Annotated in this window: 18 protein-coding genes; 15 read left to right on the top strand and 3 right to left on the bottom strand. The window is 72.1% G+C overall.

What is annotated here, in order from left to right; genetic code table 11:
- Positions 1-19: 19 nt before the first annotated feature.
- Entirely contained in the window at positions 20-1,093 is a 1,074-nt protein-coding gene (locus tag KRR39_RS16740) for a 2-oxoacid:ferredoxin oxidoreductase subunit beta (RefSeq protein ID WP_216938638.1), read from the bottom strand.
- A complete protein-coding gene (locus KRR39_RS16735; RefSeq protein WP_216938637.1) occupies positions 1,090-2,997 on the bottom strand; it encodes a 2-oxoacid:acceptor oxidoreductase subunit alpha in 1,908 nt (635 codons plus the stop codon). Before KRR39_RS16735 ends, KRR39_RS16740 begins: the two co-directional genes overlap by 4 nt.
- Positions 2,998-3,351: 354 nt before the next feature.
- Here KRR39_RS16735 and KRR39_RS16730 point away from each other — a divergent pair, with 354 nt between their 5' ends.
- Genes KRR39_RS16730 through KRR39_RS16715 form a run of 4 tightly spaced genes read left to right on the top strand, consistent with a single transcriptional unit; the run spans position 3,352 to position 7,111 of the window.
- Positions 3,352-4,380, top strand: coding sequence for a sulfate ABC transporter substrate-binding protein (locus KRR39_RS16730; protein WP_216938636.1), 1,029 nt, complete (start codon positions 3,352-3,354; stop codon positions 4,378-4,380).
- Positions 4,381-4,411: 31 nt separating this feature from the next.
- On the top strand, positions 4,412-5,254 hold the full coding sequence (gene cysT / locus KRR39_RS16725; RefSeq protein ID WP_216938635.1) for a sulfate ABC transporter permease subunit CysT: 843 nt from the start codon (positions 4,412-4,414) through the stop codon (positions 5,252-5,254).
- Positions 5,247-6,068, top strand: coding sequence for a sulfate ABC transporter permease (locus tag KRR39_RS16720; RefSeq protein WP_254185201.1), 822 nt, complete (start codon positions 5,247-5,249; stop codon positions 6,066-6,068). Before cysT ends, KRR39_RS16720 begins: the two co-directional genes overlap by 8 nt.
- On the top strand, positions 6,065-7,111 hold the full coding sequence (locus KRR39_RS16715; RefSeq protein ID WP_216938634.1) for a sulfate/molybdate ABC transporter ATP-binding protein: 1,047 nt from the start codon (positions 6,065-6,067) through the stop codon (positions 7,109-7,111). Before KRR39_RS16720 ends, KRR39_RS16715 begins: the two co-directional genes overlap by 4 nt.
- Before the next feature lie 341 nt (positions 7,112-7,452).
- Here KRR39_RS16715 and KRR39_RS16710 read toward each other — a convergent pair whose 3' ends face one another.
- Complete coding sequence (locus KRR39_RS16710; protein WP_254185200.1) at positions 7,453-8,598, bottom strand: L,D-transpeptidase family protein; 1,146 nt, start codon at positions 8,596-8,598, stop codon at positions 7,453-7,455.
- Between the two features lie 209 nt (positions 8,599-8,807).
- Here KRR39_RS16710 and KRR39_RS16705 point away from each other — a divergent pair, with 209 nt between their 5' ends.
- The 11 genes from KRR39_RS16705 to KRR39_RS16655 all read left to right on the top strand — a co-directional run bounded on the left by KRR39_RS16705 (position 8,808) and on the right by KRR39_RS16655 (position 19,018).
- Positions 8,808-10,115: an FAD/NAD(P)-binding protein gene (locus KRR39_RS16705; RefSeq protein ID WP_216938633.1), complete on the top strand. Its 1,308-nt coding sequence runs from the start codon at positions 8,808-8,810 to the stop codon at positions 10,113-10,115.
- 17 nt (positions 10,116-10,132) lie between these two features.
- Positions 10,133-10,507: an NADH-quinone oxidoreductase subunit A gene (locus tag KRR39_RS16700; RefSeq protein WP_254185199.1), complete on the top strand. Its 375-nt coding sequence runs from the start codon at positions 10,133-10,135 to the stop codon at positions 10,505-10,507.
- A 261-nt stretch (positions 10,508-10,768) separates the two neighbouring features.
- Positions 10,769-11,128, top strand: a complete 360-nt coding sequence (locus KRR39_RS16695; RefSeq protein WP_436971987.1) for an NADH-quinone oxidoreductase subunit B — start codon at positions 10,769-10,771, stop codon at positions 11,126-11,128.
- Positions 11,125-11,724, top strand: a complete 600-nt coding sequence (locus tag KRR39_RS16690) for an NADH-quinone oxidoreductase subunit C (protein WP_216938632.1) — start codon at positions 11,125-11,127, stop codon at positions 11,722-11,724. The genes KRR39_RS16695 and KRR39_RS16690 overlap by 4 nt, the downstream gene beginning before the upstream one ends.
- The gene (gene nuoH / locus KRR39_RS16685; protein WP_216938631.1) at positions 11,717-12,667 is read left to right on the top strand and encodes an NADH-quinone oxidoreductase subunit NuoH; all 951 of its coding nucleotides are present in this window, start codon (positions 11,717-11,719) and stop codon (positions 12,665-12,667) included. The genes KRR39_RS16690 and nuoH overlap by 8 nt, the downstream gene beginning before the upstream one ends.
- Positions 12,664-13,203: a NuoI/complex I 23 kDa subunit family protein gene (locus KRR39_RS16680; protein WP_216938630.1), complete on the top strand. Its 540-nt coding sequence runs from the start codon at positions 12,664-12,666 to the stop codon at positions 13,201-13,203. Before nuoH ends, KRR39_RS16680 begins: the two co-directional genes overlap by 4 nt.
- Positions 13,200-13,766 carry an NADH-quinone oxidoreductase subunit J family protein gene (locus tag KRR39_RS16675; protein WP_216938629.1) on the top strand — a complete coding sequence of 189 codons (567 nt, stop codon included), beginning with the start codon at positions 13,200-13,202 and terminating at the stop codon, positions 13,764-13,766. The genes KRR39_RS16680 and KRR39_RS16675 overlap by 4 nt, the downstream gene beginning before the upstream one ends.
- Positions 13,766-14,146 (top strand): NADH-quinone oxidoreductase subunit NuoK, encoded by a 381-nt coding sequence (gene nuoK, locus KRR39_RS16670; protein WP_216938628.1) that lies wholly within the window; start codon positions 13,766-13,768, stop codon positions 14,144-14,146. The genes KRR39_RS16675 and nuoK overlap by 1 nt, the downstream gene beginning before the upstream one ends.
- Positions 14,143-15,975 carry an NADH-quinone oxidoreductase subunit 5 family protein gene (locus tag KRR39_RS16665; protein ID WP_216938627.1) on the top strand — a complete coding sequence of 611 codons (1,833 nt, stop codon included), beginning with the start codon at positions 14,143-14,145 and terminating at the stop codon, positions 15,973-15,975. Before nuoK ends, KRR39_RS16665 begins: the two co-directional genes overlap by 4 nt.
- Positions 15,972-17,543: a complex I subunit 4 family protein gene (locus KRR39_RS16660; protein WP_216938626.1), complete on the top strand. Its 1,572-nt coding sequence runs from the start codon at positions 15,972-15,974 to the stop codon at positions 17,541-17,543. Before KRR39_RS16665 ends, KRR39_RS16660 begins: the two co-directional genes overlap by 4 nt.
- A complete protein-coding gene (locus KRR39_RS16655; RefSeq protein WP_216938625.1) occupies positions 17,540-19,018 on the top strand; it encodes an NADH-quinone oxidoreductase subunit N in 1,479 nt (492 codons plus the stop codon). Before KRR39_RS16660 ends, KRR39_RS16655 begins: the two co-directional genes overlap by 4 nt.
- The last annotated feature ends 7 nt before the right edge of the window (positions 19,019-19,025 follow it).

The following is a 19,025-nucleotide window of genomic DNA, read 5'->3' as shown; positions in this document are numbered from 1 at the left end:
GGCCCCGGGGCGGGGTCGGTCAGACCACGGTCCAGGTGTCGCCGCTGGCGAGCAGGCCGGCGAGCGCCGCCGACGGGTCGCCGGTGCCGGCGCTGGCGGTGGTGATCTGGTCGCGCGCCTGGTCGTCGTACGTCGCCGCCTCGACCTGGCGGAAGATGCCGACCGGCGCGTGCTTGAGGACGCCGGCGTCGGTGAGCCGCGAGATCGCGAACGCCGTGGTCGGGTCCTCGGCGTGCGCGTCGTGCACGAGCACGTCGGCGTCGTCGGGGTCCTCGACCACCTGCACCCCGCCGGTGGCCGGGTCGCGGACGACCCCGAGCTGGCCGCGGCTGCCGAACCGGATCGGCTCGCCGTGCCGGAGCGGGATGATCGCGTCGGCCTTGGTGTCGTTGTCCTTGATCGCGTCGAACGCGTCGTCGTTGAAGATCGGGCAGTTCTGGTAGATCTCCACCAGCGACGTACCCCGGTGCGCGGCGGCGGCGGACAGCACCTCGGTCAGGTGCTTGCGGTCGGAGTCGACGGTGCGGGCCACGAAGGTGGCCTCGGCGCCGAGCGCCAGCGACACCGGGTTGAACGGGTTGTCGACCGAGCCCATCGGCGTGGACTTGGTGACCTTGCCCGGCTCCGAGGTGGGGGAGTACTGCCCCTTGGTGAGGCCGTAGATCCGGTTGTTGAACAGCAGGATCGTCATGTTCACGTTGCGGCGCAGCGCGTGGATCAGGTGGTTGCCGCCGATCGACAGCGCGTCGCCGTCGCCGGTCACGACCCAGACCGAGAGGTCCGCGCGGCTGGTCGCGAGACCCGTCGCGATGGCCGGCGCCCGGCCGTGGATCGAGTGCATGCCGTAGGTGTCGAGGTAGTAGGGGAACCGCGACGAGCAGCCGATGCCGGAGACGAACACGATGTTCTCGCGCTTGAGCCCGAGGTCGGGCAGGAAGCCCTGGACGGCGGCCAGCACTGCGTAGTCGCCGCAGCCGGGGCACCAGCGGACCTCCTGGTCGGAGGTGAACTCCTTGCGGTTCTGCGGGCCGTCCGCAGCGGGCACGCCCTCGGTGCCGCGCAGCGTCGGGACGGGCAGCTCGGTCTGCGTCATCGCAGTGCCTCCTCGGAGGTCTCGACGGGCTCGACCAGGTCGTCGGTCGAGGTGATCAGGTCGGTGATGGCGTCGGCGAGCTCGGCCGCGCGCAGCGGCAGGCCGCGCACGTGGTTGTAGCCGACGACGTCGACGAGGTACTTCGCGCGCAGCAGCATGCTCAGCTGCCCGAGGTTCATCTCGGGCACCATCACCGCGTCGTAGCGCTTGAGGATCTCGCCGAGGTCCTTGGGGAACGGGTTGAGGTGCCGCAGGTGTGCCTGGGCGACCTCCTGCCCGGCGACGCGGACGGCGCGGACCGCGGCGCCGATCGGGCCGTACGTCGACCCCCAGCCGAGGACCAGCACCCGGGCCCGGCCGGACGGGTCGTCGACCTCCATCGGCGGGATGCTGTCCGCGATCCGCTCCACCTTGGCCGCTCGGGTGCGGACCATGAAGTCGTGGTTGGCCGGGTCGTAGGAGATGTTCCCGTGACCCTCGCCCTTCTCCAGGCCGCCGATCCGGTGCTCGAGGCCCGCGGTGCCGGGCACCGCCCAGGGCCGGGCCAGGGTCTCCTCGTCGCGCAGGTAGGGCCAGAACTCAGCCTTGCCCTTCGCGTCCTCGTGGTTGGTCTCCGTCGCGAAGGCCGGGTCGATCCGCGGCAGGTCCGCGACCTCGGGGATCTGCCACGGCTCGGAGCCGTTGGCGAGGTAGCCGTCGGAGAGCAGCATCACCGGGGTGCGGTAGGTGACCGCGATCCGGGTCGCCTCCAGGGCGGCGTCGAAGCAGTCGCCCGGGGACTGCGGCGCGATGATCGGCACCGGCGACTCGCCGTTGCGGCCGAACATCGCCTGCAGGAGGTCGGCCTGCTCGGTCTTGGTGGGCAGGCCGGTCGACGGCCCACCCCGCTGCACGTCGACCACGAGGAGCGGCAGCTCCATCATCACGCCGAGGCCGATCGTCTCGGACTTCAGCGCGATGCCGGGGCCGGACGTGGTCGTCACGCCCAGCGACCCGCCGAACGCCGCGCCCAGGGCTGCGCCGATGCCGGCGATCTCGTCCTCGGCCTGGAACGTCGTGACGCCGAACCGCTTGTGCTTGCTGAGCTCGTGCAGGATGTCGGAGGCCGGCGTGATCGGGTAGGACCCGAGGAACAGCGGCAGCCCGGACTGGGTGGAGCCCGCGATCAGGCCGTACGCCAGCGCCAGGTTGCCCGTGATGTTGCGGTAGGTGCCGGCGCGCATCGGGGCCGGCTTGATCTCGTACTGCACGACGAACGCCTCGGTGGTCTCCCCGAAGTACCAGCCCGCGTTGAACGCGGTGATGTTCGCGTCCCGGATGTCCGGGGCCTTGGCGAAGCGGCGCTCCAGGAACGAGATCGTCGACTCGGTCGGGCGGCCGTACATCCACGACAGCAGCCCCAGCGCGAACATGTTCTTCGCCCGGCTGGCGTCCTTGCGGGACAGCCCGAACTCCTTGACCGCCTCGACCGTCATGTCCGTGAGCTCGAAGGCGTGCACGTCGTACTCCGCGAGCGAGTCGTTCTCGAGCGGGTTCTCGGCGTACGCCGCCTTGTTCAGGTTGCGGGTGGTGAAGTCATGGGAGTCGACGATGATCGTCGCGCCCTTCTTGATGTCCGCGAGGTTCGCCTTGAGCGCCGCCGGGTTCATCGCGACGAGCACGTCCGGGGAGTCGCCCGGCGTGAGGATGTCGTGGTCGGCGAAGTGCACCTGGAACGACGAGACCCCGGGGAGCGTGCCCTGGGGTGCGCGGATCTCCGCCGGGAAGTTCGGGAGCGTCGACAGGTCGTTGCCGAAGCTCGCGGTCTCCTGGGTGAAGCGGTCGCCCGTCAGCTGCATGCCGTCGCCCGAGTCGCCGGCGAAACGGATGATCACACGGTCGAGCTGCTTGACCTGCTTGGTCACGCTGTGTCGCCTTCTTTCCGCCGGGAACGCCCCCCTGGCGCCCCCTCGTAGTTCAGGGTGCCCTTACCTCCTGGCCATGCTACGACCGGGACAAGCCCCTGCCGTGCCGCGACCGGATGACTGAGACGGTGCCCGCCTCCGCCCGGACCATGTACCGGACCACGGAGCAGGGCCCGGTCCGGCTGACCGGGCCCTGCAGAGCGCTCGTCCGGCGGCCGGGCCGTGTGAGACGGGACACGCCGGGGCGTTCACAGGGCGAGATAGAGCGAGTAAGTGAGTAAAGGCGACTAGTCTAGGAGACTTAGTACGCCGCTTACCCCGAGAGAGCGGCTCGCGAACAGAGACGAGCACATCATGAGCATCAAGTGGAAGGCCGCGATCGCCGGCGCCGTGGTCGGCGCCCTGGCGCTCTCGGCGTGCGGAGGCAGCTCGAGCGGATCCTCGTCCGCCGGCTCCGACGAGATCAACCTGGTCGGCTTCTCGATCCTCGAGCAGGCCAACAAGCAGGTCATCGCCGACTGGAACAAGACCGCAGACGGCAAGGACGTCGCCTTCAAGCAGTCCTACGGCGCGTCCGGTGACCAGGCCCGCGGCGTCATCGGTGGCCAGAAGGCGGACGTCGTCCACCTGTCCCTGGAGCCCGACGTGCAGAAGCTCGTCGACGCCAAGCTGGTCGCGGACGACTGGAAGTCGACCCCGACCAAGGGCATCCTCACGCAGTCCGTCGTGGTGATGGTGGTCCGCACGGGCAACCCCAAGAACATCGAGACCTGGGACGACCTGACCAAGCCGGGCGTCAAGATCATCACCCCGAACCCGGCCTCGTCCGGCTCGGCGAAGTGGAACATCCTCGCGGCCTACGGTCACGTGCTGGCCGACGGCGGCTCCGAGGCCGACGCCGCGGCGTACCTCACGAAGTTCTTCGGCAACGTCGCCGCCCTCCCGGGCAGCGGCCGCGACGCCACCACCGCCTTCCAGGGCGGCAACGGCGACGTGCTGCTCTCCTACGAGAACGAGGCGATCCTCGCGCGGCAGAGCGGTGCGGACTTCGACTACGTCGTGCCGCCGGAGACCCTGCTGATCCAGAACCCGGGCGCGGTCACCACCGACGCGACGCCGAAGGCGGAGAAGTTCCTGGAGTACCTCACCGGCACCGAGGCGCAGACCGACTACGCCGAGGAGGGCTTCCGGCCCCTCGACGACAGCATCAAGGTCGAGGTCAAGGGCGCGAACGACCCGAGCGACCCGTTCCCGGCGCCGAGCAAGAAGCTGCTGACGATCGACGACGACTTCGGCGGCTGGTCGGAGGCGAACACCAAGTTCTTCGACGAGAACGACGGCATCGTCACGAAGATCCAGAAGGAAACGGGCAAGGAGTCATGACCGGCCGTTCCCCGGTGCGGGGGGACGGCTCATGAGCACGTCCGTGGTCCGGCTCGGCTCGGCGCGCAAGCGCCGGGCCGGCCGGTCCGGGTCGCTGTCCGGTCCGAGCAGCCTCGGCCTCGGCGTGGCAGTCCTGTGGCTGAGCCTGCTGGTGCTGATCCCGCTCGCACTCGTCGTCACGACCGCCCTCTCCGGCGGTCTGGCCGGTTTCTTCGACACGATCACCAGCCCGCAGACCCTGTCGGCGGTCAAGCTGACGGTCGCGCAGGCCGCCCTGGTCACCCTGGTCAACGTGGTGATGGGCACGGTGATCGCCTGGGTGCTGGTCCGCGACCGGTTCTTCGGCAAGCGCCTGCTCGACGTCGTCATCGACATCCCGTTCGCGCTGCCCACGATCGTCGCCGGCCTGGTGCTGCTGTCCCTCTACGGGCCGCGCAGCCCGATCGGCGTGAACGTCGCGAACACCCGGGCGTCGGTCTTCCTGGCGCTCGCGTTCGTCACCCTGCCGTTCATCGTCCGCACGGTGCAGCCGGTCCTCGAGGAGCTCGAGGCCGACGTCGAGGAGGCGTCCGCCTCGCTCGGCGCCTCGCGGCTGACCACCTTCCGGCGGATCATCCTGCCGAGCCTGGTCCCGGCGATCATGGCCGGCGCGGCGCTGTCCTTCGCCCGCGGGATCAGCGAGTACGGCTCGCTGGTGCTGCTGTCGGGCAACCTGCCCAACCGCACCGAGGTCGTCTCGGTCCGGGTGCTGACCTACATCGAGAACGGCGACCAGGCCGCCGCGGCCGCCGCGGCCACGCTGATGCTGGTCGTGGCGCTCGCGGTGATCGTCGCCCTCGACGTGATCCAGAGAAGGGTGGCCCGCCGTGGCTAGCGCCCGTCTGCGTGAGCCCACCCCCGTGCGCTGGGGGCTGCGGCTGCTCGCGATCGTCTACGTGTTCTTCCTGGTGCTCTGGCCGGTCTCGCTGGTGGTGAAGTACACCTTCGCCGACGGCCTGACCGCGCTGACCACCGCGCTGAACGACCCCGACGTTCTGCACGCCCTGCAGCTCACCGCCGTGGTGGCGCTGTCGGCGGTGGCGATCAACCTGGTGTTCGGCGTGTGGATGTCGATCCTGCTGGTGCGCTTCGACTTCCGCGGCAAGCGCGCGCTGTCGGCGCTGATCGACCTGCCGCTGTCGGTGTCGCCGGTCGTCGTGGGCCTCGCCCTGGTGCTGGCCTACAACCCGCGCACCGGATTGTTCGGGCAGAGCCTCGACTCCGCCGGGATCCAGGTCATCTTCGCCACCCCCGGTATGATCATGGCCACCGCGTTCGTCGCGCTGCCGCTGGTGATCCGCGAGGTCGTCCCGGTGCTCGCCGAGATCGGTGACGAGCAGGAGCAGGCGTCCCGCAGCCTCGGCGCGAACGCCGTACAGACGTTCCGGCGGATCACCCTGCCGAGCATCAAGTGGGCGGTGGTGTACGGCGTCGTGCTGACCCTCGCGCGCTCGCTCGGCGAGTTCGGCGCGGTCAAGATCGTGTCGGGCAACATCGTCCAGCAGACCCAGACCGCGACGCTGGTGGTGGAGTCGAAGTACCAGGGCTTCGACCAGGCCACCGGCTACGCGACCGCTTTCCTCCTCGCCGGCGCGTCCGTGATCTGTATCGTCGTCGTCAGCTTCCTGCGCCCGAAGGACCAGTCATGAGCATCCAGATCAAGGACGTCAACAAGAACTTCGGGGACTTCGTGGCCCTCGAGAACGTGTCGCTGGACATCCCCACCGGACAGCTCACCGCGCTGCTCGGGCCGTCCGGCGGCGGGAAGTCCACGCTGCTGCGGATCATCGCCGGCCTCGAGTCCGCGGACTCCGGCACGGTGAGCATCGAGGGGGTCGAGGCGACCCACCTGCCGCCGCAGAAGCGCAACGTCGGCTTCGTGTTCCAGCACTACGCCGCCTTCAAGCACATGACCGTGGCGAAGAACGTCGCCTACGGGCTGGAGATCCGCAAGCGGTCCAAGGCGGAGACCGCCAAGCGGGTCGCGGAGCTGCTCGAGCTCGTGCACCTCTCGCAGTTCTCGCACCGGCTGCCCTCCCAGCTCTCCGGCGGCCAGCGCCAGCGGATGGCGCTGGCGCGGGCGCTGGCCGTGGAGCCGACCGTGCTGCTGCTCGACGAGCCGTTCGGCGCGCTCGACGCCAAGGTCCGCAAGGAGCTGCGGGACTGGCTGCGCCGGCTGCACGACGAGGTGCACGTGACCACGGTGTTCGTGACCCACGACCAGGAGGAGGCCCTCGAGGTCGCCGACGAGATCGTGGTGATCAACGAGGGCCGGATCGAGCAGATCGGGTCGCCCGACGAGCTGTACGACGAGCCGGCCAACGACTTCGTGATGAGCTTCCTCGGCCCGGTCACCCGGCTCGAGGACACCCTGATCCGGCCGCACGACATCGACGTGCTCACCGCGGAGCCGGGGGACGCCCGCACGGTGGCCGGCGAGGTGGTGCGGACCCTGCGGGTCGGGTTCGAGACCCGGCTCACCGTGCGGCCGGTCGCGACGGTCGGCGGCGCGCACGACGGCGAGGTCGCCGCGCCGGGCGAGGAGGGCGACGTGACCGTCGTGCTCACCCGGTCGCACGCCCGCGAGCTCGACCTGGAGCCCGGCAGCCGGGTCTGGCTGTCCCCGAACCGGGGGGCCACCACCATGCCCTCCGCCGCGCCCCGGACCCCCCAGCCCGCCCCCGCCCTCTGACGGCACGGTCGACCCGGGCCGGAGTGCAGGTCGAGCCGGGCCAGGGTGAAGGTCGAGCCGGGCCGGGGTGAAGGTCGAGCCGGGCCGGAGTGGAGGTCGAGCCGGGCCGGGGTGAAGGTCGAGCCGGGCCGGAGTGAAGGTCGAGCCGGGCCGGAGTGAAGGTCGAGCCGGGCCGGAGTGAAGGTCGAGCCGGGCCATGGGTCGACAGGGACAATGGCCCGGGTCGGCGTGGACCGAGGCCCGGGTCGGCGTGGACCTTGGCCCGGGTCGGCGTGGACGGGGGCCCGGGTCGGTGTGGACCTAGGCCCGGGTCGGCGTGGACCGGGGCCCGGGTCCCCTCTTCAGGAGCGGTAGACGACTACCTTGTCGCCGGTGCGGACCTGGTCGAACAGGGACGCGAGGGCGGAGTAGTCGCGGACGTTGACGCAGCCGTGGGAGGCGCCGGCGTACCCGCGGGCGGCGAAGTCGCTGGAGTAGTGCACGGCCTGGCCGCGGCTGAAGAACATCGAGAACGGCATCGCGGACCCGTAGAGGTCCGAGACGTGGTCGCGGTCCTTCCAGTACACGCTGAACAGGCCCTCGCGGGTCGGCGTGTACTCCGCGCCGAACCGGACGTCGAGGCTGGTGCGCACCCGTCCGTCGACGACCCAGCGCAGGCTGTCGCTGGTCTTGTCGATGCACAGCGCCCGCCCGCTGCGGCAGCGCGCGTCGAGGCGGGCCCCGTCGGCCGGGTCGGGCTTGCGGTTCGCCAGCTGGTCGGCGGTCGGGGTGCTGGTCATCTGCACGAGCAGGTCGAGGGTGCGCCGGTCGACCTTGCCGGTGACCGGGACGTGCCGCTTGGCCTGGAAGCCGCGGACGGCCGCGACGGTCCGGTCGCCGTACCGGTCGGACACGTCGCCGAAGAACCAGGCGAGCTGGCGCAGCCGCGCCTGGACCACCCGCACGGCCCGCCCCTGGTCGCCCTTCTCGAACAGCGCGGGCCCGGCCCGGTTGAACAGCTCGTCCTGCGAGGGGGTCCGGGTCATCCGCACCAGCCGGCGCCAGGTCCGCGGGTCGACGGTGCCGGTGGCCGCGAAGCCCCGCTTGGCCTGGAACCCGCGCACGCCCACCCGGGTCACCCGGTCGTACCTCCCGGTCATCGGCGGGGTGAACCAGGCGAGCTGGGAGAGCCGGCCCTGCAGCTCGCGCACCCGGACGCCACGGTCGCCCGGCTCGAGCACCGGCTCCGGCTCGGGCCGCGCGGTGACGGTGGCGCTCGGTGCGCTGCTCGGGGCGCTGCTCGGTGCGCTGCCGGGGCGGGAGGCCTGGGTGCCCAGCACGGTCGGGCTCGGCGTACCGGTCGGCCGGGCGGCGACCGGAGTGCTCCGCTCGCGGAGCGCGGTCTCGGTCGAGGTGCTGAGGGCGAAGACGGCGTACGTCGACCCGACCGCCGTCGCAAGCGCGACCGCGCCCGCCGCCGCCACCGTGAACCTGCGCGCTGCGCCCATGACCGTCCGCTCCCCGTGGTGTGGGACGCCCGATGCGCCCTCGCCAGGTAGACGCCGGACGAGCCGGAAAGGTTGCCCGCGCCCGCCAGGACGCTATCGGCTGCGGCACCGCCGGAACGGGACGTACGCCGCCCGGCGAGCCGTTTTGACCGCGCTCCGAACCCTCCTTAGTCTAGAAAGTCGATAGTCTTATATCTCCGGAGGTGCCCATGGACAGCGTGCCCAGACGCGTGCTCGTCGTCGGCGGTGGCGCAGCCGGTGTGATCACCGCCGCGGCCCTGCTCCGCGAGGCCGGTGACGCCCCCCTGGCGGTCACCGTCGTGGAGCGGGCAGCGGTCGTCGGCCCCGGCCTGGCCTACGGCACCCGCGACCCGCAGCACCTGCTGAACAACTACGCGGGCCGGATGAGCGCGGTCGATGCAGACCCGCAGCACCTGGTGCGCTGGTGCCGCGCCCGGGGGATGGCCGTCGGCCCGGACACGTTCGTGTCCCGGGAGACCTACGGCCGCTACCTCGCCGACCTGCTCGACACCGAGCCGGTCACGGTCGGCTGCACCCTCGAGCGGGTCCGGGACGAGGTCCTCGACCTGGCCGACGCCGGCAGCGGCTACCTCGCCACGCTGGCCTCCGGCGCGGTGCTGACCGCCGACGTCGTGGTGCTGGCGCTGGGCAACCCGCCGCCGCGCCGGCCGCGCGGCCTCGCGGTGGCCGACTCGCGCTTCGTGGCCGACCCCTGGGACCCCGACCTGCTGGACCGGGTCGGCCCCGAGGACCGGGTGCTGCTCGTCGGCACCGGCCTGACCACCGTCGACGTCGCCGCCCAGATCGCCGCGGCCCGCCCGGGCGTCCGGCTCACCGCCACGTCGCGGCACGGGCTGCTGCCGCTGCACCACCTGCCCCAGATGCCCGAGGAGGCGCCCGCCTTCGACGGCGACGTCCGGTCCCTGCGGGCCGTGCTCCGCGAGATCCGGCGGTGCACCGCCGACGGCGCCGACTGGCGCTGCCTGGTCGAGTCGCTCAAGGCGATCGCCAACGACGTGTGGCACTCGCTGTCCTTCGAGGACAAGGAGCAGTTCACCCGGCACGTCGGACGGCACTGGGAGATCGCCCGGCACCGGATGGCCCCGCCGATGGCCGCGGTCATAGACGACCTGCTCGCCACCGGCAGGCTGACGGTGCTGCCGACCTCGCAGGTCGACGTCGCGTCCTACGACCTGGTCGTGAACTGCACCGGGCCCGCACCGGTCAGCACGCCCGGCTGGAACCCGCTGGTGGACCACCTCGCGGTGAACGGGATGCTCTGGCCCGGGCCGTTCGGCCTCGGCGTGGACGTCGACGGCGACGGGGCGCTGCTGGACGCCGACGGGATCGCCGCGCGCGGGATGTACGCCGTGGGCGCCGCCCGTCGCGGCGTCGACTGGGAGGTCGCGGCGGTGCCGGACATCCGCCGCCAGGCCGTCCGTCTCGCCCGGCACCTCGGCACCTCGGCCCCGCAGCCGGTCGAGCTCGTCGGCTGAACCCCTAGAGTGAGCCCGTGCCCGGCGCTCACGGTTACTACGCGACGTACCTCCCGTTGGTGGCGATCATCGCCATCGGCGTGCTGCTGGTCGTCGCGATGTTCTCCGGCAACCGGCTGCTGCGGCCCACGCACCACACCCCCGAGAAGCTGCTGACCTACGAGTGCGGCGTCGACCCGGTCGGCGAGGGCTGGGCGCAGAGCCACATCCGCTACTACGTCTACGCCTACCTCTACGTGATCTTCGCGGTCGACGCGGTGTTCCTCTTCCCGTGGGCGACGGTGTTCGCCGGGCTCGGCTGGGTCAGCGTGGGGGAGATGGCGGTGTTCATCGGGTTCCTCGCGGTGGGCCTGGTCTACGCCTGGCGCAAGGGGGTGCTGGTGTGGACCTAGACGGAGTGGTCTCGACAGGCTCGACCGGCCGCGAGCCCGGTACGACGGACCTGGGGATGCCGAGCATCGGCGGCCTGCAGAAGGTCGCGCCCAAACCGGCGCGGTACCTCCTCAACTGGGGCCGGAAGTACTCCCTGTGGGTGTTCAACTTCGGCCTCGCGTGCTGCGCGATCGAGTTCATCGCCACCTCGATGGCCCGCCACGACTTCATCCGGCTCGGCGTGATCCCGTTCGCCCCCCGGCCCGCGGCAGGCCGACCTGATGGTGGTCTCCGGCACGGTCACCGACAAGATGGCGCCGGCGATCCGGCGGCTCTACGAGCAGATGCCCGAGCCGAAGTACGTCATCTCCTTCGGCTCCTGCTCGAACTCGGGGGGCCCCTACTGGGACTCCTACTGCGTGACCAAGGGCGTCGACCAGATCATCCCGGTCGACGTCTACGTCCCCGGCTGCCCGCCGCGGCCCGAGGCGCTGCTCCAGGGCATCCTCAAGCTGCAGGAGAAGATCGACGGGGAGAACCTCGGCGAGCGCTACCGGGCGACCGACGCCGCGTCGGTGCAGCGGGGGCTCGTGCTGCCGCCGCCGGGTGCCCCGGCCCTGCCCGGTGACCCGCGCCGATGACCGGTCCCGCCGCGCCCTTCGCCGACCGGCTCCGCACGACCTACGCGGAGGCGTTCGGCGACGCCGCCACCGTCGACGACGGCTACGGGCCGGTCACGGTCGACGTGCCGGCGGACCGCTGGGTCGAGGCGGTCTCGCTGGCCCGGGACGGGCTGGGCTGCACCTTCTTCGACTGGCTCTCCGCCGTCGACGAGCTCGAGGACGGCTTCCGGATCGTCTGCCACGTCGCCGCCCACCGCCCCGGGGGCGTCGAGCACGCCGTCGTACGCACCCTGGTCGGGAGGCCGGACGCCGCCGTCGAGTCCCTCGGCGGCGTCTTCGCCGGGGCCCGCTGGCACGAGCGCGAGACCCACGAGATGTTCGGCATCGACTTCACCGCCGGCGGAACCGTGCTCCAGCTCGAGACGCTGCTGCTGCCCGACGAGTTCGAGGGGCACCCGCTGCGCAAGGAGTTCGTCCTCGCCTCCCGTGTCGCGAAGCCCTGGCCGGGGGCCAAGGAGCCGGGCGAGAGCGAGCACGGCGGCACCAGCTCGCGCCGCCGGGCCAGGCCGCCGGGCGTCCCCACCGCCGAGGAGTGGGGTCCTCGTGATGCTTGAGGTGCTGCTGCGCGTGGTCGTCGTGCTGGTGGCGTTCCTCGTGGTCCCGCTGCTCGTCGGCCAGGTCGAGCACAAGACGATGGCGCACATGCAGAGCCGGGTCGGGCCGATGTACGCCGGCGGGTTCCACGGCTGGGCGCAGCTCGTCGCCGACGGCGTGAAGTTCGTGCAGAAGGAGGACGTCGTCCCGACCGCGGCGGACCGCACGGTGTTCAAGCTGGCGCCGGCCGTCGCGCTGCTGCCCTACCTCGTGGCGATGCTGGTGATCCCGGTCGGGCCGGGGCTGGTCGGCCAGGACCTCGACGTCGGGATCTTCTTCGTGCTCGCGGTGATGGGCGTCGGGGTGATCGGCACCCTGATGGGCGGCTGGTCCAGCGCCAACAAGTTCAGCCTGCTCGGCGGCATCCGGGTCGCCGCCCAGCTGATGGCCTACGAGCTGCCGTTCGTGCTCGCCGCCGCGTCCGTCGCGATGGCCGCCGGCACGCTGTCCCTCACCGGGATCGTCGCGGCCTGGCACCCCTGGTGGCTGCTGTGGCAGGGCATCGCGCTCGGGGTGTTCTTCGTCGCCGGCCTCGCCGAGCTGCAGCGTCCCCCGTTCGACATGCCGGTCGCCGACGCCGAGATCGTCTTCGGCCCCTACACGGAGTACGGCGGCCTGCGGTTCGCGCTGTTCATCCTCGCGGAGTACGCCGGCATCGTGGTGCTCAGCGCGCTGACCACCGTGCTGTTCCTCGGCGGCTGGCACGGGCCGTTCTCCGACACGGTCGGATTCCTCTGGACACTGGTCAAGACGTTCGCGGTCGCCTTCGTGGTGATCTGGGTGCGCGTCGCCTACCCGCGGATGCGCGAGGACCAGCTCCAACGACTCGCCTGGCAGGGCCTCGTGCCGCTGGCCCTGCTGCAGCTGGCGATCACGGCGGTGGGAGTGGTGGTGACGGCATGAAGGTTCCCGGTTCCGGACTGGCGAAGGGCCTCGCGGTCACCTTCCGGCAGATGACCCAGCGGTCGGTCACCGCCCACTACCCCGACGCGATGCCCGAGCTGCCGCCCCGCTCGCGCGGCGTGATCGCGCTGATCGAGGAGAACTGCACGTCCTGCATGCTCTGCGCGCGCGAGTGCCCGTCGTGGTGCATCTACATCGACTCCCACAAGGACGTCGTGCCGGCCACCGCCGAGGGCGGCAAGGACAAGACCCGCAACGTGCTCGACCGGTTCGCCATCGACTTCTCGATCTGCATGTACTGCTCGATCTGCATCGAGGTCTGCCCCTTCGACGCGCTGCACTGGAGCCCCGAGTTCGAGTACGCCGAGCTCGACATCCGCGAGCTCACGCACGAGAAGGACCGGCTCCGCGAGTGGATGTGGACCGTCCCCGCGCCGGTCGCGCTCGACGAGCACGCCGAGCCCGCCAAAGAGATCGGGACCGCGCAGAAGGCAGCCGACCGGGCCGCCGCACGACCGGACGGGCCGCAGCCGTGACCTGGGTCCAGGCGATCTTCGTGCTGCTGTCCCTGGTGGCGCTCGGCTCGGGGCTGCTCGTCGTGACCACCACGCACCTGGTGCACGCCGCGCTGTGGCTGGTGGTCACGCTCGGCTCGGTCGCCGGGCTCTTCCTGGTGCTCGCGGCGGAGTTCGTGGCCTGGGTCCAGGTGCTGATCTACGTCGGCGCCGTGGTCGTCCTGCTGCTGTTCGCGCTGATGCTGACCCGGGCGCCGACCGGGCGCACCGACGACCTCACGGTGCGGCGGGCGCTGCCCGCGGCGGTGGTGGCCGGCCTCGTGGGCGTGCTGCTCTCGGTGACCGTGGTGGCCGGCTTCCGCGACGTACGCCTGGACCTGGCGCACACCGTCGTCGGCTCCGCCGAGACCACCGGCACCACGGTGTTCACGATGTGGGTGCTGCCGTTCGAGGTGCTCAGCGTGCTGCTGCTCGCCGCCCTGGTCGGCGCGATCGCGCTCTCCCGGCTCCGCGCCGACCCGTCAGCCGCCGACCTCGCGGGGACGTCGGCTCCGGCTGACGACCCGGTGAGGGGGAGGCGCTGATGCCGCTGTGGTGGCCGCTGCTGGTGGCCAGCCTGCTGTTCGCGATCGGGGTGTACGGCGTGCTGGCCCGGCGCAACGCGGTGCTGGTGCTGATGGGCGTCGAGCTGATGCTGAACGCGGTGAACCTCAACTTCGTGGCGTTCGACGCGCAGCTGCGCGACGTGCTGCACGGCGGCCAGACGTTCGCGCTGTTCGTGATCGTGATCGCGGCCGCCGAGATCGGGCTGGCCCTGGCGATCGTGCTGCTGGTGTTCCGCACGCACGGGCACATCGACGTCGACGACCTGCGCGAGCTCGCCGACCGCGACCCCGGCGACTTGTCAGGCGCTGAGTCGGTCCCGGCCGATCGAGCGCCTGACAACTCGGAGGTGCGGGGGTGACCTCCTTGCTGCTCCTCGTTGTCCTCGTTCCCTTTCTCACCTCTCTCCTCACCCTTGTCGCCGGGCACCGGTCGGCCGGGGTGACCAAGGGGATCGCGGTCGGCGGCTCGGGGCTGGGCCTGCTGCTCGCCGGGCTGCTGGCGGTCGCGCACCTCGGTGACGCCCAGCCGCTCGCGCACGTGTTCGCCGCGAGCCGCACCGTGGGTCCGCCGGTCGAGCTCGCGTCGTACGTCGACCCGCTGTCCGGCGCGATGCTGCTGCTGGCCACGACGGTCGCGTTCCTGGTGCAGGTGTACTCCCTGGGGTACCTCGCCGACGACCCGCGCTACCCGTCGTACGCCGCGCTGGTGTCGCTGTTCACCGGCGCGATGGTCACCGTCGTGACCGCCGACGACCTGTGGGTGCTGCTCGTCGGGTGGGAGCTGATGGGGGCCTGCTCCTACTTCCTGATCGCGCACCACTGGGAGCTCGCCGAAGCGCGTGCCGGGGCGGTGAAGGCGTTCCTGATCACCCGGACCGCCGACCTGGGGCTGCTGTTCGCGATCCTGGTGCTCGGCGAGCGGTTCGGGTCCTACCGGATCAGCACGGTGATGGCCGCGATCACCGACGGGGCGCTGACCCGCGACGAGCTGTGGCTGCCGGCGGTCCTGCTGGTCGTCGCGGTGGCCGGCAAGTCCGCGCAGTTCCCGTTCCACACCTGGCTGCCGGACGCGATGCCCGGCCCGACGCCGATCTCCGCGCTGATCCACGCGGCCACGATGGTCGCGGCCGGGGTGTACCTCGTCGCCCGCGCCTACCCGCTGTTCCTGTCCGCGCCGGTCGCGCTGACCCTGCTCGCGCTGGTCGCCGCGGTGACGATGCTGATCGCCGCGCTCTACGCCAGCGTCGCCGACGACCTGAAGCGGGTGCTGGCCTGGTCGACGGTCAGCCAGCTCGCGTACATGTTCGGCGCGCTGTCCGCCGGCGCCTGGTCCGCCGCGGTGCTGCACCTGCTGGCGCACGGCGCGTTCAAGGCGCTGCTGTTCCTGGCCGCCGGGTCCGTGGTGCACGCCGTCGGCGGAGCCACCTCGATGGGCTCGATGGGCGGCCTGCGCGACAAGTTGCCGGTGACCTTCGTGACGATGACCCTCGGGCTGGGGGCGCTGGCCGGCGTCGTACCCCTGGTGGGGTTCTTCACCAAGGACGCGATCGTGCACGGCGCCTACGAGCAGGCCGCGCACGGCAACCTCGTGTGGCCCTGGGTGGCCTGGCTGCTGCTCGCCTCGATGGTCGTGACCGCGGCGCTGACCGTGGCCTACTCCCTGCGGGTCTGGCTGCTGGTGTTCCTCGGCGCCGGTCCGGACGCCTCCTCGGTGCACGATGCGCCGGCCACCATGCGGGTGCCGCTGCTGGTGCTCGCGGTGCCCACCGCGCTCGGCGGCCTGGTCGTCGCCGTGCCGGCGGTCCTCGGCCCGGACCGCGCCGGCGACGGGCTCTTCCACTGGTCAACGGCGCTGCTGATGACGCTGGTCGCCCTGGCCTCGGCCGCGGTCGTGCTGGTGCTCTACCGGCGCCGCGGCCGCGAGATGTGGCGTCCGGTCGTCGTGCCGCACCCGCCGGTCGACCGGCTCTGGGAGGTCGCGATCGTCCGGCCCGTGCGCCGGGGGGCCCTGCTGGCCCGGGCCGGCGACCGCGACGTGATCGACGCGTACGCCGACGGGGCCGCCGCCTCCACCCGCGGGCTCGGGTGGCTGCTGCGCCGGGCCCAGAACGGCAGCGTCCAGGGCTACCTGATGGTCGTCGTCGTCGGGGCCGCCGCGGTCGCCGTCGCTGCCGGGTTGCTGGCATGAGCCTGAGCGCCGTGCTCCTCAACGGCCTGGTCGCGCTGCCGTTCGGGTTCGCCGTGCTGACCCGCCTGCTCGACCGCCGCGGGACCGCCGCGCTCGGCGTCGCGGTCCTCGGCGGGGTGCTGACCTTCGCCTGGTCGGTCTGGGCGTACGTCGACAGCTCCGCCGTCCTGGACGGGACCGCCGTCGACCACCCCTGGATCGCCGGGCTCGGCGTGCGCTGGCACCTCGGCCTGGACGGGATCAGCGGCCCGCTCGTGCTGATGAGCACCCTGGTCATCGCGCTCTGCCTGGTGTCCCTGGTCCGCCACGACCCCGTCGGCGGGGCCCGCGGCGACCTCGCGGCGCTGCTGCTGCTGATCGAGGCCGGCGTGCTCGGCAGCTTCCTGGCCCTGGACCTGGTGCTGTTCTTCGTGTTCTTCGAGGTCGCGCTGATCCCGATGTGGTTCGTGATCAACGGCTGGGGCGACCGGCACGACGAGCCCGGCCGGGCCCGTGCCGCGACCCGGTTCCTGGTGTTCACCGTGCTCGGCTCCGCGCTGATGCTGGTCGGCTTCGTGCTCGTCCGGTCCCAGGCCGGGACGTTCGACATCGTCCGGATCGCTGCGACGTACCAGCCCTCGGGCGCGACCGGGGTCACCGCCGCGGTGCTCGTGGTCCTCGGGCTCGCGGTCAAGACGCCGCTGTGGCCGCTGCACATCTGGCTGCCGGACGCGCACTCCAAGGCGCCGACCGTCGGCTCGGTCGTGCTGGCGGCGGTGCTGCTCAAGCTGGGCACCTACGGACTGGTCCGGTTCTGGCTGCCGGTCGCCGACCCGCACTGGCGGGTGCTCGCGCCGTTCGTCGCCGGGCTCGCCGTCGTCGGCATCGTGTACGCCGCGCTGGCCTGCCTCGCGCAGACCGAGGTCAAGCGGCTGATCGCCTACTCCAGCGTCGGCCACATGGGCTTCGTCGTGCTCGCGGTCACCACGTTCACCGTCGGCGGCGTGCAGGCGGCGGTCTTCGCCAGCGTCGCGCACGGGCTGATCACCGGGCTGCTGTTCTTCCTGGCCGGGGCGATCAAGGACCGCTTCGGCACCGGCGAGCTGGACCGGCTGAGCGCGCTCTACGGCACGGTCCCGCACCTGGGGGCGCTGTTCGCGTTCGCGGCGATGGCCTCGCTCGGGCTCCCCGGGCTGGCCGGGTTCTGGGGCGAGATGCTGTCGATCCGGTCGGCGCTCTACCCCGACGCGGCGCTGCCCGCGGCCACCTACACCGTGCTCGCGGTGATCGCGGCGCTCGGCGTGATCCTGACCTCGGCCTACTTCCTGCAGCTGATGCGCGGGATGCTCCAGGGCACCCCGGCCGCCGTACGCCCGGTCAACGAGGACGTGGACTCCATCGAGCTGGCGACCGCCGAGGTCGACCCCGGCACCCCGATGGCGGGGGCGTCGCGAGCGGACGTGGACGCCGCGGAGTGGCTGACCTGGTCGCCGCTGGTCGTGCTCACCGTGGTGCTCGGCGTCGCGCCCGGCCTGCTGCTCGGTCCGGTCGGCGAGGCCGCACGGGCGTTCTTCGGGGGGCCGGGATGACCCAGGACATCGACTGGTCCGCGGTCGCCGCGCCCCTCGCGCTGGCGATCGGCGCGATGGTCGTGCTGCTCACGGACGCCATCGTCGGGCTGCCCCGCAGCCGTCGCGCCGCGCTCGTCCCGGCCACCCTCACCGTGACCGCGGTGGTGGTCGCCGGCGCTTTCGCGGTCCGGCTCTGGGACCGGCCCCGCGCGACGTTCTGCGTGGTCCGCCCGCTCGACGGACCGGTGCCGTGCTCGTTCGTGGTCGACCGGTTCACGCTGGTGTTCTGGGGCGTCGCGCTGTTCGGCACGGCGGTGGTCGCGCTGATCGGCACGGTCTCGGTCGCCGAGGGCCGCACGCCGCTGGGGGAGTGGAACTTCCTGCTGCTCTGCTCGGCCACCGGTGCGCTGGTGATCGCCGGCTCCCGCGACCTGGTCACGCTCGTCGTGGCCCTCGAGGTGGTCTCGCTGCCGGCCTTCGCGATGGCCGGCCTGCGCCGCGGGGACCGGCGGGCCGCCGAGGCCGCCGTGAAGTTCTTCCTGGTCTCGGTGGTCTCCACGGCGGTGATGCTGATGGGCGTCTCGCTGGTGTACGGCGCGACCGGGTCGGTGTTCCTCTCCGACATCGACGCCGCGCTGGCCGGCGGCGTCGCAGCGCGCCAGGTCGCGGTCGCCGGGACCCTGCTCACGGTGGTCGGACTGGCGTTCAAGGTCGCCGCCGTCCCGTTCCACATGTGGGTGCCCGACACCTACGTCGGCGCCCCGGTCGCGGTGGCGGCGTACCTCTCGGTGGTCTCGAAGGCGGCCGGCTTCGTCGGGCTGATGCTGGTGCTGGCCTACGGCCTCGGCTCGGTGGCGGACGTCTGGTCGCCGGTGCTGGGGGTGCTCGCCGCGCTGACGATGACGGTCGGCAACGTCCTCGCGCTGCGCCAGCGGCACGCGGTCCGGCTGCTCGCCTGGTCGTCGGTGGCGCAGGCCGGCTACATCCTGGTGCCGTTCGGCGCCGCCGCGTCCGGCGACCGGGTCCTCGGTGCGTCGATGGCCTACCTCGCGGTCTACGCCTTCGTGAACCTCGCGGCGTTCTCGGTCGCGGCGCTGGTCGGCAGCCGCTACCCGGCGCAGCGGCTGACGGACTACCGCGGGCTGGTCCGCGACGAGCCGGGCGCCGGCTGGGCGCTGGCGTTCGCACTGGTGGCCCTGGCCGGGCTGCCGCCGGGCATCGTGGGCCTGCTCGCCAAGGTCGTGGTGATCGACGCGGCGGCCGGCCCGGCGACCTGGCTGGCCGTGGTGATGGCGGTGAACGTGGCGATCGGGCTGGTCTACTACGCGCGCTGGCTCGCCGAGCTGTTCCGGCCGCCCGCGGTGGAGCACGGCCAGGCCTACGACGTACCCAACGGGCTCGCGGCGGCGATCGGGATGACCACCACCGCCGGCGTGCTGTTCTCGGTGTTCCCCGGCTGGCTGCTCGACCCGGTCCTCGCCATCCTCCGATAGTCCGTGA

This window comes from Nocardioides panacis, from assembly GCF_019039255.1.
Taxonomy (GTDB): Bacteria; Actinomycetota; Actinomycetes; order Propionibacteriales; family Nocardioidaceae; genus Nocardioides_B; species Nocardioides_B panacis.
The sequence above is the reverse complement of the archived record's forward strand: the minus strand, read 5'-3'. Positions and strand labels throughout refer to the sequence as shown.

Bases quoted from the DNA above. Each gene is read 5' to 3' on its own strand.
- KRR39_RS16740 (WP_216938638.1), bottom strand. From the start codon at position 1,093: ATGACGCAGACCGAGCTGCCCGTCCCGACGCTGCGCGGCACCGAGGGC.
- KRR39_RS16730 (WP_216938636.1), top strand. From the start codon at position 3,352: ATGAGCATCAAGTGGAAGGCCGCGATCGCCGGCGCCGTGGTCGGCGCC.
- cysT (WP_216938635.1), top strand. From the start codon at position 4,412: ATGAGCACGTCCGTGGTCCGGCTCGGCTCGGCGCGCAAGCGCCGGGCC.
- KRR39_RS16715 (WP_216938634.1), top strand. From the start codon at position 6,065: ATGAGCATCCAGATCAAGGACGTCAACAAGAACTTCGGGGACTTCGTG.
- KRR39_RS16710 (WP_254185200.1), bottom strand. From the start codon at position 8,598: ATGGGCGCAGCGCGCAGGTTCACGGTGGCGGCGGCGGGCGCGGTCGCG.
- KRR39_RS16705 (WP_216938633.1), top strand. From the start codon at position 8,808: ATGGACAGCGTGCCCAGACGCGTGCTCGTCGTCGGCGGTGGCGCAGCC.
- KRR39_RS16695 (WP_436971987.1), top strand. From the start codon at position 10,769: ATGGTGGTCTCCGGCACGGTCACCGACAAGATGGCGCCGGCGATCCGG.
- KRR39_RS16690 (WP_216938632.1), top strand. From the start codon at position 11,125: ATGACCGGTCCCGCCGCGCCCTTCGCCGACCGGCTCCGCACGACCTAC.
- nuoH (WP_216938631.1), top strand. From the start codon at position 11,717: ATGCTTGAGGTGCTGCTGCGCGTGGTCGTCGTGCTGGTGGCGTTCCTC.
- KRR39_RS16680 (WP_216938630.1), top strand. From the start codon at position 12,664: ATGAAGGTTCCCGGTTCCGGACTGGCGAAGGGCCTCGCGGTCACCTTC.
- nuoK (WP_216938628.1), top strand. From the start codon at position 13,766: ATGCCGCTGTGGTGGCCGCTGCTGGTGGCCAGCCTGCTGTTCGCGATC.
- KRR39_RS16660 (WP_216938626.1), top strand. From the start codon at position 15,972: ATGAGCCTGAGCGCCGTGCTCCTCAACGGCCTGGTCGCGCTGCCGTTC.
- KRR39_RS16655 (WP_216938625.1), top strand. From the start codon at position 17,540: ATGACCCAGGACATCGACTGGTCCGCGGTCGCCGCGCCCCTCGCGCTG.